Raw genomic sequence first — 15,342 nt, forward strand, 5'->3', positions numbered from 1 at the left:
CGACGACCGGACGGGCCTACGGCTGCCGGTGAGGTACGCGGCGGAAAAGAAGATCGTTCACGACGTGACCCTTGTCCAGTCCCTGGCCCTCGAAACGGGTCAGCGGCCGGAACCCGGGACGCGGCGCGAAGCCACCCTCCGCCTGCGTGTTCTCGAAGTCCGGGTGCGCCGAGAGCACCTCCAGCATCTGCTCGGCGTACGGCTCCCAGTCCGTCGCGCAGTGCACGACCGCGCCGGGCCGCAGCCGGGTCGCGGCCAGGCTCAGGAACGCCGGCTGGATCAGCCGCCGCTTGTGGTGCCGCTTCTTGGGCCACGGGTCCGGGAAGTAGACGCGCAGACCGTCGAGGGAGTCGGGCGCGAGCATCTCGCGGAGCAGGATGATCGCGTCACCGTTGCCCACCCGCACGTTGGTCAGCCCGCCCTGGTCCGCGAGGTTCAGCAGATTGCCCTGGCCGGGGGTGTGCACGTCCACCGCGAGGATGTTGACGTCGGGTGCCGCGGCCGCCATCTGCGCGGTCGCCTCGCCCATGCCGAAGCCGATCTCCAGGACGACCGGGTTCGTGTTCCCGAACAGCTCCGCGAGGTCGACGACCCGCCGGCCGTCGATGTCCATGCCCCACTGCGGCCACAGCCGCTCCAGGGCGTCGGCCTGCCCGGTGGTCACCCGGCTGCGCCGCGGCTGGAAGCTGCGGATGCGCCGCTCGAAGTGCGACCCGGCGGGATCGGCCTGGGGGCCGCCCGGGAACCGGGGCTCCCCCTTGCTCCGGGAGGTCCGGGCGGACAGCGGAACGGACGACCCGTCGGTGGCGGGTCGCTCGGCTGCGGGGGCGTTCACGAAGTCAGACACAGTGCATCCGATTTTAGGCGGTCGGCAGGGGCTCTCCCTCTGCTCTCCTCGTGTGACGGGTCACGCCCGTACGGCGGGTCACGCCCGTACGGGGGCCGGGCCGTGTGGCGTGCCCGGGTGCCGGGTCATGTCCCGCCCAGCATCGCCAGCGCCCGGGCCGCCACCTCGCGGCCGATCGGCAGACAGGCCGTGGCCGCCGGGGACGGCGCGTTCAGGACGTGGATCGTGCGCGGGGCCTCGCGCAGCAGGAAGTCGTCCACCAGGGAGCCGTCCCGCGCCACCGCCTGCGCCCGCACCCCGGCCGGGGCCCGCACCAGGTCCGTCTCCCCGACGGCGGGCACCAGCCTCCGCACCGCCTTCAGGAACGCCCCCTTGGACACCGACCGGCGCAGCTCACCGGCGCCGTACAGCCAGTGGTGCCGGGCCAGTGCCCACGTGCCGGGCCAGGCGAGCGTGCCCGCCAGCTCACGGGGGCGTACGACACCCCAGCCGTACCCCTCGCGGGCCAGCGCCGGGACCGCGTTGGGGCCGATGTGGACCTCGCCGTCGATGCCCCGGGTCAGATGCACCCCGAGGAACGGGAACGCCGGATCCGGCACCGGATAGACCAGGCCCCGCACCAGCTCGGGCCGGGCCAGCTCCCAGTACTCCCCGCGGAACGGCACGATGCGCACGTCCGGCTCGTCCCCGGCGAGGCGGGCCACCTCGTCGCAGTACAGCCCCGCGCAGTTCACCAGGACGCGGGCGCGCACCACCTGGCCGGACGAGGTGAGCACGGCCACGCCCCGCTCCGGGCGCCGGTCGATCCGCACGACCCGCGCGCCGTAGCGGATGTCGGCGCCGGAGGCGCGCGCGAGCTGCCGCGCGACCGCGCCGTAGTCGCACACGCCGGTCGTGCCGACGTGGATGGCGGCCAGGCCGCGCACCTCCGGCTCGTACTCCGCGATCTGGGCGGCGCCCAGTTCCCGCACCGCGATGCCGTTCTCCCGGCCGCGCTGCACCAGGGCGTGCAGCCGGGGCAGCTCGGAGCGCTCGGTGGCGACGATCAGCTTGCCGGTGACCGCGTGCGGGATGCCGTACTCCGCGCAGAACTTGACCATCTCGGCCGCGCCGCGCACCGCGTACCGCGCCTTCAGGGAGCCGGGGCGGTAGTAGATCCCGCTGTGGATCACCCCGCTGTTGCGCCCGGTCTGGTGCCGGGCCGGGCCCGGCTCCTTCTCCAGCACCGTCACCCGCGTACCCGGCGCGGCGCGGGTGATCGCGTACGCCGTCGACAGCCCGACGATCCCGCCACCGACCACCAGCACATCGCAGTCGTACGCGCCCGTCCTCACCTGCACCACCTCCCGACTCGATAGTGCACTGCGCCACTGACAACGGCTTCAAACGCGGCCGACGGCACGTGGCCGGTCCACTACGCCGGAGCCGTCGGGCCCGGCACGCCGGGACCGCTCACGCCGGAGCCATCAGCAGCGGCCGGGCCCGCTCGCGCAGCTCCACCACGCGCGGCTCGTCGCCGTACGGCTCCAGGCGGTGCAGCAGGTCCTTGACGTACTCGGTGGTGCGCGCCGAGGAGATCCGTCCGGCCACCTCCACCGCGCGCACGCCCTGCTCGCAGGCCGCGTCGAGGTTGCCCGACTCCAGCTCGGCCACCGCGGAGACGACCAGGCGCAGCCCGTGCGAGCGCACGAACTCCTCGGTCGGTTTGGACAGCGCCTGTTCGGTGAAGCGGCGTACCTGGCGGGGTGCCTTCAGGTCGCGGTAGCACTCGGCGGCGTCGGCGGCGAAGCGGTCGTAGCCGTAGAAGCCGAGCCAGGACGGGTCGTTGTCGCCCTCGCGGGAACGCTCCAGCCAGCCCTCGGCCGACTTCAGGGCGGCGCCCGCGGCCTGGGCGTCGCCCGCGCGCGCGTGCGCTCTCGCCTCCACCAGTCGGAAGAAGCTCATCGTGCGGGCGGTGGCCAGGCCCCGGTTGCGCTCCAGGGCGGCCTGCGCGAGGTCCACGCCCTCGTCGCCGAAGCCCCGGTAGGTGGCCTGGAGGGACATGGAGGCGAGCACATAGCCGCCGAGCGGTACGTCGGCCGCCGCGCGGGCCAGCCGCAGCGCCTGGATGTAGTACCGCTGGGCGGCCTCCTGCTGGCCGGTGTCGAACGCCATCCAGCCCGCGAGCCGGGTCAGTTCGGCGCCCGCGCCGAACAGGGCGCGGCCCACCTCGTCCGAGTAGGAGCCGAGCAGCAGCGGCGCGGCCTCCACGCGCAGGCACTCCGGGACCATGGACGAACGCCAGTCGCCGCCGCCGTACTTGGAGTCCCAGCGCCGGGCGTCCTCGGCGGCCTCCCGGAGTTTGCGCACATCGCTGTGGCCGACTTTGATCGGTGCGCCGGCGCCCTCGGCCGAGGCCGCCTCGCGTTCCACCGAGCTGTCGGCGGGGGTTATCAGCCATCGGGACGCGGGCGTGGCGTAGGCGCTCACGGCGAACGAGCCCGCCAGCGACTGCCAGATGCCGCCGGATCCCGCCCGGCGTCCCGCCAGGTCCAACCGGTACAGATCCGTGGCCGACTTGACCGCCTGGCCCACGTCGCGCGGGAAGGCGAGACCGACCTCGGGCGCCGGGTCGGCGTCCGCCAGGCCGATCTCGTGCAGCGGCACCGGCCGGCCGAGCTTCTGGCCGATCGCGGCCGCGATCAGGTGCGGTGCCGCACCTTGGGGCACCATGCCCTTCGAAACCCAGCGCGCCACCGACGTCTTGTCGTAGCGAAGGGTCAACCCCCGCTGGGCACCCAGATCGTTGACGCGCCGCGCCAGTCCCGCGTTGCTGATTCCCGCGAGGGCGAGAACGGCGCCGAGTTTCTCGTTCGGCCCGCGTTGCTCCCTGGACATGCGCCACCCCTCGACACAGACGGCTGCCCCGCTGGCATAACCACGCGGCATTCGTAAACACAGCGTAGTTCGCCGCATCCCAAGCGTTAAGAGGCATTGTTCCGGATGGCGTGATTGCGGTCCGTACGGGAGTACGGCCCTGTACGCACCGTGCACGCCCTGTCGCGGCGTGCCCCCGGCCGTGTGGCCGTGCGCCCGTCCGTGCGCTCTTCTCCGGCCACCCTCGGGAGCGGTTCCATGGGTGTCGCGTGGGTCGGCCCGCTGTACTGAATCCAGTGGGCTGGGGGACACCGCCACCTTCATCCCCGCGGGTGGCGGACCGGTCCGGGAGGCGATGCCCGCCTCCCGGACTGTGCGCGGCTCCCGGGCCGCGGGGCTCTGCCCAGCTCTGTACGGAGCGTGCTCAACCGCCGTACGCCGCCCACGAATTGGCCGAAAACCGCCCTCCTTTCGGACCGCTGATCCCCGCTCTCACCAGAGCAGTTGAGGGCGCACAGGGGGTTTTCGGGGAGTGAACCGGGGCGCATTCGCATCGCATACACCCGGTGTTCCGAGGGCGTCGTCCATGGGTCCCGCCGACCGCCGCCTGCCGGTGTGACCCTGCCCTTCCGTGCCAAGCACCCGCCCCCGCACGCCGTTTCGCTCAGGTTTCTCCCGCGCGAAGGCGGCGCCGCCGCCCCTCTCCGGCGCGTTCTTCATGGCAGCATGGGTCCGGTTCGTGCGGTGCACTGATTGTCCACAGCCTGTGGAGGCGTCGATGCGGTGGTTGGTGGGGTGGAGCAGCGCCGCGACGGGCGGCCTCGGACCCGGCGCCGTGGACCCCTCCGGATACGACGACGAGACCCCGCACCCGGTCGGCTCCCAGTTGCTGTGGGGCGGCCCCGACCCGCTGTGGGCGGTCGGCGACTGGCGCCCCGACGAGGTGCGCGTGGTCCAGGGCGACGCGCAGAACCGCATCGCCGTCCTCGGTATCTGCGGCGCCTCCGACGACGAGCTGCGCCGGGGCCTGTTCACCGCGCGCGGGGGCGCGCTCCGGCACCTGACCGCCTGGCCCGGCAGCTACACCGCCGTCGTCCAGGCCGGCCGCCGCATCACCGTCTGCGGCGACCTCGCGGGCGCCCGCCCCGTTTTCCACGCCCCCTGGAACGGCGGCACCTCCTACGCCACCGCCGCCCTGCCGTTGGCCGACCTCACCGAGGCCAACCTGGACTTCGGCCACCTCGCCGCCCTGCTCGCCGCCCCCGACATCCCCGCCGCGCTGCGCGACACCACGCCGTACGAGGGCGTGCGCCGCGTTCCGCCGGGACACGCGCTGATCCTGCGCGCCGGAGCGCGCGAGATCACCGGGTACGAGCCGGTCGCCTCCCTCGCCGTCGCCGCGCCCCCGGCCGACCCGGCCCACGCCGTGGACGCCGTGCGCGACGCCCTGATCGAGGCGGTCCGGGTCCGGCTCGCCGCCCCCCGGCACGTGCCCGGCCTCGATCCCGGGCCGGTGCCCGGCATGGGGCCGGCCGAGCGGCGGGCGGCGCGCGGGATGCCGGTGCCCGGCATCGGCGCCGACCTCTCCGGCGGCCCCGCCTCCGGCACGCTGGCCCTGCTCGCCGCCGGGCTGCCCGGCAGACCCGGGACCCTGCTCGGCCACGGCACCGGCGCGGGCGAGCGGCTCCTCGCCGTCACCTTCAACGACCTGGCCGTCGGCGGCCGCGAGGCCGAACTCGAACGCGCGGGCGCCCTCGCGGCCAACCCGCGCCTGCACCACGTGGTGGTCACCGGCGGCGAGGACACCCTCCCCTACGCCGACCTCGACGGACCCCTCACCGACGAACCCGGTCCCTCCCTGGTCACCGCCGCCCGGCACCGCGCCCGGCTCGCGGCGGGCAGCGCCGACCACTTCACCGGACACGGCGCCCGCCAGGTCCTCGACGCCCACCCCGCCCGCCTCGCCGACCTGCTCCTGGACCGCAGACGGCGCCACCTGGTCCGCCCGGTCGCCGCCCTCACCCGCGCCGACGGCTCGGTCCTGGTCCCCGCGCGGGTCTACGGCGCCGCCCGCCGCCTGGCCCGTACGCCGTACCGCACGGGCATGGAGGCGCTGGCCGAGCGGCTGATGCGGCGCGGCTTCGACGAACCCAAGGGGGCGGTCGGTGCGTCCCTCGCCGCGCTGACCTGGGGAAGACCCGGTCCGGCCGCGCGGTGGCTGACCGGGGAAGCACTGGCTGAAGTATCGGTTCTTCTGCAGTCCGGGGCGGACCGCGCCTCCGGCGGACCCGGGGTGCGGCCCGGCGAGTTCCGCGCCGCCGCCGTCCTCGCCCGGCACGCCGCCGATCTGCGCGTCCTCGAACAGGCCGCCGAGGTCCGCTCCCAGCGGCTGCACGCGCCCTTCCTCGACAACCAGGTCGTGCGCGCCTGCCGCGCCCTGCCCGAGGCTCTGCGGGTCAAGCCCGGCGCCCGCGCCGCCGTCCTGCGCACCGTCCTCGACGGCGCCGGGGTCACCGATCTGCCGCCCGGCTGGGGCGCCCCCTCGCACGCCGCGGGCGCGGCAGCCGCCCGCACGGGCCTGCGCGTCGCCGCCGACTCCCTCGTGGACCTCTTCGCCACCCCGCTGCTCGCCGACGCGGGTCTGGTCGAGGCCCGCGTGGTCCGCAAGGCCGTCCGCGCGGCCGCCGCGGGCGAACCCCTCCCGCTGGACGGCCTCGCCGACCTCGTCTCCGTCGAACTCTGGCTCGGCCGCCTGCTCGCCCGCCGGGGAAGCTGCTGGACCGGCACCCCGGCCCGCGCCCGCGCCGTCCCCGCGGGCATCGACCCGCAGCGGGGCGCGCTCGGAGCCGCTAGCGGCAGGTGAAGCGGGAGCGCGCCCAGTCGGCGAAGGCCACCTGCTCGAAGGTGTGGCCGCGCTGCTCCACCACGAGCCGCACCGTCCTGCGCCCCGTCAGGTCCACATGCACCGGCACCGCCGCGTCGCCGCCCCCGACCGCGCCGGACTGCCACAGCCGGACCCCGTCCGCGTAGACCGAGAAGGCCACCTTGCCGCGCGTGAGGTTGAGGTCGTCCACCCCGGCCAGGGCGTCGTACGCCGTGCACTGGCGGTTGAGGTCCACGGTGACGGAGGAGTCGCCGCGCACGGTGATGCCGGGGGAGTAGTGCGTGCCGCCGATCGACAGGTCGTAGCGCCGCCACACCCAGCTGCTGTCACCCAGGCGCACCTCGGGCTCGGTGCCGTCGCCGGTGAGGTCGTAGTTCAGCGCGTTGGTCTCGTAGACCTCGGGCGCGGGCGGCGGGGTGGGCTTCGGGGTCGGCTTGGGCGTGGGCTCGGGGGGCGGCGTGGGCGTGGGCTCGGGGGGCGGCGTGGGCTTCGGCGTCGGCTTGGGAGTCGGCTTGGGAGTCGGGGTCGGCTTCGGGGTGGGCGTGGGCTTCGGGGCCGGCTTCGGCGTGGGCTTGGGGGTCGGCTTCGGCGCGGGCGCGGGGGGCTGCGCGGGGGCGGCCGCCACCGGCGCGGGGGCCGGCTTCTTCGGCGCGGGAGCGGGCTTCGGGGTGTGCGGCTGCTGGATCACCGGGGACGGGGAGGGCTTGGCGATCTCCCGGGTCGGATGGCTGTCGTTCACCAGCGCGAGGGCGACCGCCGCGGCGGCCACCGCCACCACACCGGTCGCGATACCCGCCTTCACCGGCGCGCCGAGCCCCTCCGAGGCCGCCGCGCCACCGCCCGCGCCGCCTCCGGAGGTGGCCCCGGTCGCCGCCGCGGCGGCTCCGGCCGCGCCGACTCCCGCGCCGCCCGCGATGACACCGAGCGCCTTCGCGTAGCCGGCGGCACCGAACCAGCCGATGACGGCCACCGGTACGACCGCCGGGATGCCGCTCGCGACTTCCTGGATCTGCGCGGCTGCCAGACGGCACTTCGCGCACTCCTCCAGGTGCTTGCGCAGGCCGCGCTCCGCGCGCACCCGCAGCTTGCGGCGGGCGTAGCCGCCGAGCTGGTCGGCGTAGCGCGCGCACTCCTCGTCGCTCACCAGGCTCGCGCTGACGTGCGCCTGGAGGTACGCCTGCTTCAGGCCCTCGCGGGCCCGGCTGGCCAGCACGCGCGTGCCGTTGGCGTCGAGGCCGAACAGCACGGCCACGTCGCTCGGCGACTCGTCCTCCACCTCGGTGTGCCAGAGCACCGCCTGCCAGCGCTCGGGCAGCGAGCGGAACGCCTGCATCGCCATCGACTGCTCCGCCTCGTGCATCGCGCGCACGTCGGCGCCGAGGTCCAGCGTGTCGTCGTCGGACACCTCGGAGGAACGGGCCGCCTGCTGCGCGAACACCGCGAAGTCGTCGACGAGTTGCTCGCGCCGGGCCGACTTGGTCCAGTGCGCGGCGACCCGGCGCACCGAGGTCAGCAGATAGGCGCGCACCGCGTACTCGGGTCCCGAACCGCCGCGCACCGCCTGGAGCATCCGCGCGAACACCTCGGCGGTGAGGTCGTCGGCGGTGTGGCCGTCACGGCAGCAGGTACGCGCGTAGCGCTTCACGGCGTCGGCGTGCCTGCGGTACAGCTCCTCGTACGCGGAGTCGTCACCGGCCCGCATCCGCTCGATCAGCTCGCTGTCGGCGGGGGGCATGTCGGCGGGGGGCAGGTCACGCGGGGGCGGCAGTACGCTGCCCTCGCGCTGGGTGGGAAGACTCGCCTCGGCGGACTCGGCCTGGCGCGGCTGCTCGGCCCCGGGACCACGCCCGCCCTGGCTCGGCACCTGCGGCGACGTCAGACCCCTGGCCTCCGCGTCACCTTCACCGCGCGCGCCGTCCCACCCGTCGACACTCATCCCCGAAAATCCCCCGATGCCCGGCACAGCCGAATCCGTACCGGCTCAGGGTGCCACAAAGGTTTACACCCCTGGGCCACTCGTCCGACCCGTCACTCGTCCGGGCGGATTAATCCCCACGCCTTACGAACGGAATCCGAACGGGACGCTCACGCAAGGGTGTTGTGATCCTCCGGAGGCGGGGTGCGGAGGGTTCCATGACGCACTCCGGGTCCGGTGGAGTCACCGGACCCGGTGCCGCTCGCGCCGAACCCGCGATCGTTTGCGCGAAGCCCGCGATCGATGACGCGGGGCCTACGCCGGGCGGGACCGCAGGCCCTCCAGGAGGATTTCCAGGAGACGGGCCGATGCGGCCGCCTGCTGGGCCGCGTCCGGCAAGGAGGGGGCCGCCGTGGCGATGACCAGAAGGACGTCGGCCACGGAGACGTCGGGGCGGAGTTCGCCCGCCGCGCGGGCGCGGTCCACCAGGCGGCCGACCACTTCGAGCAGCGCGGTCACGCTCGTGGACTCGTCCGCCACCAGCCGGAGCTCACCCGAACCGGGGGCCGCCTGCGAGCGCTGCTGCGGCACCCGGGCCTCGTCGTCCGCGACCCCCACCCGCAGCACCTGCGGCGGCAGCAGCCGGCCCGCGCCCGAGGCGACGGAGGTCCGCAGGAAGCGCGACAGCGCCGACCACGGCTCGTCCTCCTGACCGAGCGCCGCCCGCGCCTGCTCGGTCAACCGCGCGGTCTCCTCCTCGGCGATCCGCCGCACCAGCACGTCCTTGCTGGGGAAACGCCGGTACACCGTGCCGACCCCGACCCGCGCGCGCCGCGCCACGTCCTCCATCGGCGCGCCGTACCCCAGCTCGCCGAAGACCTCACGCGCCGCCCGCAGCACGTGCTCGAGATTGCGCTGTGCGTCCACCCGGAGCGGTGCCGAGCGCGGACCGTCCCCCCGTTTGCCGCCGGTCACGACGGACGCGGCCGACCAGTGCGTTTCCTGAAGATGCATGTGTTCCCCCGGTGATGACGTCTCCCCCCGGAGACTCCCCGCCACTGATGCCGGAGGTACGCGGAACCGGCCCGGCCCCTGAGCGGACCGCTCCGCGCGGGCCCCGTTCGGCCACATTCCCCGCACCCCGTCGACACATGAACATAGTTGAGAGGGCGTCAATTCAGAAGGGGTAGGTTCCGCACAGTGCGCCCCCGATCGGAGTACGAGCCATCTATGTCCGGATTCCATGCCTTCACCACCGCCCGCCGTACCCGACGGCACGACCACGATTCCCCCGTCCGGACGGCGCGTCCCACGCGGCGCACAACCGTCTTCCGGTCACACAAATCGCCGGGGCTGTGGACAAACAAAGGCGCCGGGTGCGTCATGGGATGGTGAAGGAACGCGCGCGCATTCTGGTCGTCGGCGGCGGCCACGTCGGGATGTACACCGCCCTGCGTCTCCAGCGGAAGCTGAAACCGCAGCTCAGACAGGGCGATGTCGAGATCACCGTGGTCAGCCCCGACCCGTATATGACCTATCAGCCGTTCCTGCCGGAAGCGGCCGCGGGCTCGATCTCGCCCCGGCACGTCGTCGTCCCGCTGCGCCGGGTCCTGGACCGCTGCCGGGTCGTCGTCGGCGAGGTCACCTCCCTCGACCACACCACCCGCACCGCCGCCGTCCGCACCCTCGCCACCGCCGAACGCGACGCCCCGGACGAACTCCTCGGCTACGACGAACTCGTCCTCGCCCCCGGCTCCGTCTCCCGCACCCTGCCGGTCCCCGGCCTCGCGGAGCACGGCATCGGCTTCAAGACCGTCGAGGAGGCCATCGGACTGCGCAACCACGTCATCGAACAGCTCGACATCGCCTCCTCCACCCGCGACCCCGCCGTCCGCGACGCCGCCCTCACCTTCGTCTTCGTCGGTGGCGGCTACGCGGGCGTCGAAGCCCTCGCCGAACTGGAGGACATGGCCCGCCACGCCACCCGCTACTACCCGGGCATCCGCCCCGAGGACATGAAGTGGGTCCTCGTCGAGGCCACCGGCCGCGTCCTCCCCGAGGTCGGCCCCGAACTCGGCGGCTACACCGTCACCCAGCTGCGCCGCCGCAACATCCGCGTCCTGCTGGAGACCCGCCTGGAATCCTGCGCCGACCGGATCGCCGTGCTCAGCGACGGCCAGCGCTTCCCCACCCGCACCCTGGTGTGGACCGCGGGCGTCCGCCCCCACCCCCTGCTCGCCGCCACCGGCCTGCCGCTCACCGACCGCGGCCGGCTGCGCTGCACCGCCGAGCTGACCGTCGAGGACACCGCACACGCCTGGGGCGCGGGCGACGCCGCCGCCGTACCGGACGTCACCGCCGGGCCCGGCACCCAGACCGCGCCCAACGCCCAGAACGCCGTCCGCCAGGCCCGCGTCCTCGCCGACAACCTTGTCCACACCCTGCGCGGCGAACCCCTGGAGACCTACGCGCACGCTCATGCCGGGTCCGTTGCCTCACTCGGTCTGCACAAAGGCGTCGCCCAGGTGTACGGACACCGGCTCACCGGCTGTCCCGCCTGGCTCATACACCGCGTCTACCACCTCGGCCGGGTGCCCACCGTCAACCGCAAGGCCCGCGTCCTGGCCGAGTGGACCCTCGCCGGACTCTTCCGCCGCGACATCGTCTCGCTCGGCTCACTCGAACACCCCCGCGCGGAGTTCGAACTGGCGGCCGGTGGAATTCCCCCGCATCCCCCATACGACGACCCGAAGGGGTCGTCCTGACCGGACCGGGGAACTCCACCCCGCACCGGGGCGTCTGACGGATATCGCCCCGGACGGCCACCTGCCAGACTGCCCCCTGTCCCCGGCCGGGCATCCGCCCGCACTCAGCACACACGAGGCTTTCCCCACTGTGAACTTCACGCGCTGGAGCGCCCGGCTCCCCGGAACGCAGCGCCGCGCCGCGGCACGGACCGAGCAGGCGGTACAGGCGGTGTCCCCGAACCCACCGGGGGAAGGCTCCGTGCCCGCCGCCCGCGGCGAACACCCCGACGGACCGACGGCCTTCGTCCCGGCCGTCGACGAACTGCCCGCCCGCGAGGTCCTCGACCGCGTCCCGGCCCTCGTCGCCCTCGTCCACGGCCCCGACCACAGCCTCGCCTACGTCAACGACGCCTACCGCGCCGCCTTCGGCACCCGCACCCCCGGCGAACCCGCCCGAGAAGCCCTCCCCGAACTCTCCGAGCTGGGCCTCTTCCCCCTCCTCGACCAGGTGCTGCGCAGCGGCCGCCCCCGCACCCTGAAGTCCCGCCGCGCCGTCGACGGCCGCTTCTACACCTTCACCTGCACCCCGGTCACCAAGGACGGCGACCGCGACGCGGGCGTCCTCGTCTTCGCCACCGACGTCACCGACCACGCCGAGGCCGCCGAACGCCTGCGCGCCAGCGAGCGCCGCCAGCGCGAGACCGCCGTCACCCTCCAGCGCTCCCTGCTCCCGCAGGACCTGGAGGAACCCGACGACCTGCGCGTCGCCGCCACCTACCAGCCCGGCGGCACCGAGGCCGCCGTCGGCGGCGACTGGTACGACGTCATCACCCTCGGCGGCGGCCGCACCGCCCTCGTCATCGGCGACGTCATGGGCCGCGGGGTGCGCGCCGCCGCCGTCATGGGCCAGCTCCGCACCGCCGTCCGCGCCTACGCCCGCCTCGACCTGCCGCCCCACGAGGTGCTCCAGCTCCTCGACGGCCTTGCCATAGAGATCGACGCCAACCAGATCGCCACCTGCGTCTACGCCGTCCACGACCCCAACGAGGGCCGCCTGGTCTACGCCTCCGCGGGCCACCTGCCCATCCTCGTCCGCGACGAGAACGGCACCGTGCTGCGCGCCGACGAACCCACCGGCCCCCCGCTCGGCACCGGCGGCTGGGTGCACGCCTCCGGCACGGTCCCCCTCGGCCCCGGCTCCACGGCCGTCCTCTACACGGACGGCCTGGTCGAACGGCGCGACGAGGACCTGGACGAGGGCATCGCCGCCCTGGAGCGCGCCCTCGCCGGCGCAACGGGCAGCCCCCAGGTCGTCTGCGACCGGCTGGTCCGCTCCGCCGGAGTCACCGCCGACCACGACGACGACGTGGCCGTCCTGGTCCTCCAGCACCCCGCCCGCACCGGCCCCGAGGGCGACCTCTTCCGCAACGCCGCCCTCGAACTGCTCGGCGGCATCGAGGCGGCCCCGCGCGCCCGTGCCTTCGCCTCCGGCGTGCTCACGAGCTGGCGCTTCCCCGTCGAACTGCACGACCTGGGCGTCCTGGCCGCCAGCGAACTGGTCGCCAACTCCCTCCAGCACGGCATCCCGCCCATGCGGCTGCGGCTCCGCCGCACCGACCGCCGCCTGATCATCGAGGTCACCGACGGAGACGACCACCTCCCGCGCCGCCGCCGCGCCGAACCCGCCGACGAGTCCGGACGCGGCATCGACATCGTGGCCACCATCGCCTCGTCCTGGGGCGCCCGGAAGACACCGGGCGGCGGCAAGGCGGTGTGGTGCGAGTTCCTGCTGCCGAAGGGATAGCCCCGGGCGGGTTCAGGCGCTGACGGACTCCGCCGACGCCTTGCCCCGGGCCACCACCCGGCTCTGCACCAGCGACCACGGCCGGTCCTGCGCGGCCGTGAGCCGCCGCCCCAGCCGCAGCGCCAGCACGCTGATCGCCAGCGAGAACAGCAGGAAGGTCACGATGTACGGCGCGTGCAGCGAGGCCCCGAGCGGACCGCCCACCGCCGGACCGATGGCCAGCGCGAGCTGCTTGACCAGCGCGAAGGCCGAGTTGTACTGCCCTGCGCTGCCCTCCGGCGCGAGATCGGCCACCAGCGGGGCGAGCGTCGGCGACAGCATCGCCTCACCCAGCCCGAACAGGGCGTACGTCGACACGAACGCGGCCGTGGCCATCTCCCGGCTGCCGTGCCCGAGCCCCGCGTACCCCGCCGCCAGCCAGGCGACGGTCCAGATCAGCCCGACGAGCGCGATCACCCGCGACCGGCGCCGCCGCTCGACCAGCTTCAGCACGGCGAACTGCGCCACGACGATCATCATCGTGTTGGCCGCCAGCGCCGTGCCGAGCGTCGAGGTGGATATCCCGGCCGCCTCCACGCCGTACGCGCTCAGCCCGGACTCGAACTGGCCGTAGCAGGCGAAGAAGAGGACGAAGCCCAGCACGCAGAGCTGCACCATCGCGCGGTTGCCCGCCATCTGCCGCCAGCCGCCCCGGGCCACGCCCTCCGGCTGGTCCGTGATGTGAGGCGCGCGCGGCATCCGCACCGTCGTCATCACGACGGCCAGCAGCAGGAAGATCGCCGCCTCGAACGCGAACAGCAGAGTGAAGGAGGAGACCTTGGTCGTGTCGACCAGATGGCCGCCTATCAGTCCGCCTATGCCGAGCCCGAGGTTCTGCAGGAAGAACTGCATGGCGAACGCGCGCGAACGCGTCTCGGTCGGCGAGCAGTCCACGATCATCGTCGCCAGCGCCGGCTGCATGACGGCCTGGCCCGCGCCGAGCGCCGCCGCCGTCACCAGGACCGCCGCCGCGTTGCTCGCCAGCCCGAGACCCAGCGCGCCGAGCGCGGCCAGCACCAGGGCGGCGAGCAGGACGGGCAGCGGACCGCGTCGCACGATCGCGCGGCCCGCGAAGGGCAGCACGACCAACGCGGCCGCGGCGAAGACGGCGAGCACCAGTCCCGCCGTCATCGCTCCCAGCCCACGCACCTGCGCCACATAGACGTACAGGTACGGAACCGTGAAGCCGAGCCCGAACGCACTGAGTGCGTTGCCCACGTGGATGCGGCGCATCGCCGCCCCCATCGCCCTGGTCACGTTCACCTCTTTCACTAGTTAGGAGTGAAGACTTCAAAGCTAAAGTTCGAAGCTAAAGACTACATACCGAAGGACTTCAAAGCAAGGAGACCCCGTGCGATACTGCGCGCATGGCCGACACCCCCGGCGTCGCGGAGCCGACACTCGAAGAACAGATCGCCGCCTACCAGCGCGAGTTCCGGGACCTGGACCCCCAGGTCGAGAAGATCGTGTCGGCGCTGTCCCGGCTGAACCGGCGGATGAACGTCGCCTACGGCCGTCAGACCTCGGAGCTGGGCATCAGCAACGCCGAGTGGGAGGTCCTGAAGGCACTCGTCCTGTCCGGCGCCCCCTACCGCATGGGCCCCGGGGAGCTGGCCAAGCGGCTCGGCCTCACGCCGGCCGCGATGACTCACCGCATCGACCGCATGGTGGGGGAGGGGCTGGTCACCCGCGAGCGCGACGAGTCCAACCGCGTCCGCGTCATCGTGGAGCTGACCCCCGAGGGCCGCGAGAAGTGGCTGGAGGCGATGCGCCTCGCGACCGTCTTCGAGGAGGACCTGCTCCAGGACCTCACTCCCGCCGAGCGCGCGGTCCTCGGCGAGGTCCTCACCCGGCTGCTGCGCCGCGTGGAGCACGCCCAGCCGGACGCGGACGGCCGGCTCACCGACCTGGACTGACCTGCCGCTCAAAAAAATCTTGACAGCAGGGGTTGACTCGCCCCGTGCGGATCCGTAGAGTTCTTCGGGTTGCACGGAGACGTAACGGTTCTCCTGCAACACTCCGCCGCCTCGAGCGGCACCACAAACCACCAGCACGATCTCCCCCTGGGATAGCTTTCGGCGTGTCCGAATTCAATTCGAATGGGGCTCGGCAGCCCGATTAGGAACTGCCGGGGTTGATCCGCTAAGGTTTGAGACGTCGGAACGGCCGCGAGGCCGGGAAGACAAACCCCGCTGACTGGGGGTCAGACACCGAAAAGGATCTGATAGAGTCGGAACCGCCGGAAAGGGA

Annotated in this window: 10 protein-coding genes; 4 read left to right on the forward strand and 6 right to left on the reverse strand. The window is 73.7% G+C overall.

Features of this window, described 5'->3' with window-relative positions; translation table 11 throughout:
* Positions 1-16: 16 nt before the first annotated feature.
* The 3 genes from trmB to ACWEEU_RS23200 form a co-directional block, all read right to left on the reverse strand.
* Complete coding sequence (gene trmB / locus ACWEEU_RS23190) at positions 17-847, reverse strand: tRNA (guanosine(46)-N7)-methyltransferase TrmB (protein ID WP_385748198.1); 831 nt, start codon at positions 845-847, stop codon at positions 17-19.
* Positions 848-972: 125 nt separating this feature from the next.
* Positions 973-2,190 (reverse strand): L-2-hydroxyglutarate oxidase, encoded by a 1,218-nt coding sequence (lhgO, locus tag ACWEEU_RS23195; protein ID WP_451734677.1) that lies wholly within the window; start codon positions 2,188-2,190, stop codon positions 973-975.
* 109 nt (positions 2,191-2,299) lie between these two features.
* A complete protein-coding gene (locus tag ACWEEU_RS23200; RefSeq protein WP_018547437.1) occupies positions 2,300-3,724 on the reverse strand; it encodes a hypothetical protein in 1,425 nt (474 codons plus the stop codon).
* A gap of 757 nt (positions 3,725-4,481) precedes the next feature.
* Between ACWEEU_RS23200 and ACWEEU_RS23205 the strand changes: the two genes are divergently transcribed.
* Positions 4,482-6,566 carry an asparagine synthase-related protein gene (locus tag ACWEEU_RS23205; RefSeq protein WP_385748204.1) on the forward strand — a complete coding sequence of 695 codons (2,085 nt, stop codon included), beginning with the start codon at positions 4,482-4,484 and terminating at the stop codon, positions 6,564-6,566.
* Here the strand turns inward: ACWEEU_RS23205 and ACWEEU_RS23210 are convergent.
* On the reverse strand, positions 6,553-8,523 hold the full coding sequence (locus tag ACWEEU_RS23210) for a sigma-70 family RNA polymerase sigma factor (protein WP_451734679.1): 1,971 nt from the start codon (positions 8,521-8,523) through the stop codon (positions 6,553-6,555). The two genes, ACWEEU_RS23205 and ACWEEU_RS23210, sit on opposite strands and share 14 nt — an antisense overlap.
* Positions 8,524-8,817: 294 nt before the next feature.
* Positions 8,818-9,516 carry a TetR/AcrR family transcriptional regulator gene (locus tag ACWEEU_RS23215; RefSeq protein ID WP_385748208.1) on the reverse strand — a complete coding sequence of 233 codons (699 nt, stop codon included), beginning with the start codon at positions 9,514-9,516 and terminating at the stop codon, positions 8,818-8,820.
* Between the two features lie 374 nt (positions 9,517-9,890).
* Here ACWEEU_RS23215 and ACWEEU_RS23220 point away from each other — a divergent pair, with 374 nt between their 5' ends.
* Both ACWEEU_RS23220 and ACWEEU_RS23225 read left to right on the forward strand, forming a co-directional pair.
* On the forward strand, positions 9,891-11,267 hold the full coding sequence (locus ACWEEU_RS23220; RefSeq protein WP_451734681.1) for an NAD(P)/FAD-dependent oxidoreductase: 1,377 nt from the start codon (positions 9,891-9,893) through the stop codon (positions 11,265-11,267).
* A gap of 130 nt (positions 11,268-11,397) precedes the next feature.
* Positions 11,398-13,053: an ATP-binding SpoIIE family protein phosphatase gene (locus ACWEEU_RS23225; RefSeq protein WP_385748212.1), complete on the forward strand. Its 1,656-nt coding sequence runs from the start codon at positions 11,398-11,400 to the stop codon at positions 13,051-13,053.
* Positions 13,054-13,065: 12 nt separating this feature from the next.
* Here the strand turns inward: ACWEEU_RS23225 and ACWEEU_RS23230 are convergent, their stop codons facing one another.
* Positions 13,066-14,325, reverse strand: a complete 1,260-nt coding sequence (locus ACWEEU_RS23230) for an MFS transporter (RefSeq protein ID WP_385748216.1) — start codon at positions 14,323-14,325, stop codon at positions 13,066-13,068.
* Positions 14,326-14,459: 134 nt separating this feature from the next.
* Between ACWEEU_RS23230 and ACWEEU_RS23235 the strand changes: the two genes are divergently transcribed.
* Complete coding sequence (locus ACWEEU_RS23235; RefSeq protein WP_385748214.1) at positions 14,460-15,008, forward strand: MarR family winged helix-turn-helix transcriptional regulator; 549 nt, start codon at positions 14,460-14,462, stop codon at positions 15,006-15,008.
* The last annotated feature ends 334 nt before the right edge of the window (positions 15,009-15,342 follow it).

It is taken from the genome of Streptomyces sp. NPDC005004, from assembly GCF_053600675.1.

Excerpts from the sequence above, each read along its gene's own strand:
- ACWEEU_RS23200 (WP_018547437.1), bottom strand. The coding sequence starts at position 3,724 with ATGTCCAGGGAGCAACGCGGGCCGAACGAGAAACTCGGCGCCGTTCTC.
- ACWEEU_RS23205 (WP_385748204.1), top strand. The coding sequence starts at position 4,482 with ATGCGGTGGTTGGTGGGGTGGAGCAGCGCCGCGACGGGCGGCCTCGGA.
- ACWEEU_RS23210 (WP_451734679.1), bottom strand. The coding sequence starts at position 8,523 with ATGAGTGTCGACGGGTGGGACGGCGCGCGCGGTGAAGGTGACGCGGAG.
- ACWEEU_RS23215 (WP_385748208.1), bottom strand. The coding sequence starts at position 9,516 with ATGCATCTTCAGGAAACGCACTGGTCGGCCGCGTCCGTCGTGACCGGC.
- ACWEEU_RS23220 (WP_451734681.1), top strand. The coding sequence starts at position 9,891 with ATGGTGAAGGAACGCGCGCGCATTCTGGTCGTCGGCGGCGGCCACGTC.
- ACWEEU_RS23230 (WP_385748216.1), bottom strand. The coding sequence starts at position 14,325 with ATGCGCCGCATCCACGTGGGCAACGCACTCAGTGCGTTCGGGCTCGGC.
- ACWEEU_RS23235 (WP_385748214.1), top strand. The coding sequence starts at position 14,460 with ATGGCCGACACCCCCGGCGTCGCGGAGCCGACACTCGAAGAACAGATC.